Source organism: Priestia sp. 179-F W1.4 NHS (assembly GCF_045369295.1).
Taxonomy (GTDB): domain Bacteria; phylum Bacillota; class Bacilli; order Bacillales; family Bacillaceae_H; genus Priestia; species Priestia zanthoxyli.
Genome location: NZ_JBIQFF010000069.1, coordinates 1 through 507 on the forward strand (window position 1 = coordinate 1; position 507 = coordinate 507).

Annotated in this window: 1 protein-coding gene; it reads right to left on the reverse strand. The window is 33.9% G+C overall.

Annotated features, from left to right (window positions below):
* Nucleotides 1–146 precede the first annotated feature (146 nt).
* Complete coding sequence (locus ACH0CI_RS28260; protein WP_406902667.1) at nt 147–404, reverse strand: hypothetical protein; 258 nt, start codon at nt 402–404, stop codon at nt 147–149.
* Between the last annotated feature and the right edge of the window lie 103 nt (nt 405–507).

The window sequence follows — 507 nt, forward strand, 5'->3', positions numbered from 1 at the left end:
CCATTCTTTCTTTTTTTCTTCTCGATACTTTTTACAGATATCCATAATCGCTTCTCCTGGGAAACGAAGTTTATGTTTAGCCATATAATTTTGGATGTATTGATCCGTTTCTTTATCAAGTGTAATCATACGTCGTTGTGTTTCCATTACTCCTCCACATCTCCCATCAGTTCATAAATAATATCATTCATCTTTTCAATTGATATCGCACATTGTTTCATCATTTCGATGTTCTGATTAATGATCACTTCTAATCTTTTTTCTCTTGCTACTTGTTCATCAAAAAAAGCTAATACTTCGAATTGTTCTTTCAAAAACTTTTGGCGAGACATCCCATTTTCTTTTGCTAGTTCATCAACTTTTTGCATAGCAACCGGATCAATATTTCGTAAAAAGATATCCATGAAATCATTCCTTTTCTATCAAATTGCAAAATTTCCAGTACGAGTAGAGAAGAGCATAAGGGGTTTTTGATATCACATGGCTGTGATATGCTGGGCAAAGCCC

What these genes read in the sequence shown, in the direction of transcription:
- ACH0CI_RS28260 (WP_406902667.1), bottom strand. Translation starts at nt 404, where the DNA reads ATGGATATCTTTTTACGAAATATTGATCCGGTTGCTATGCAAAAAGTT.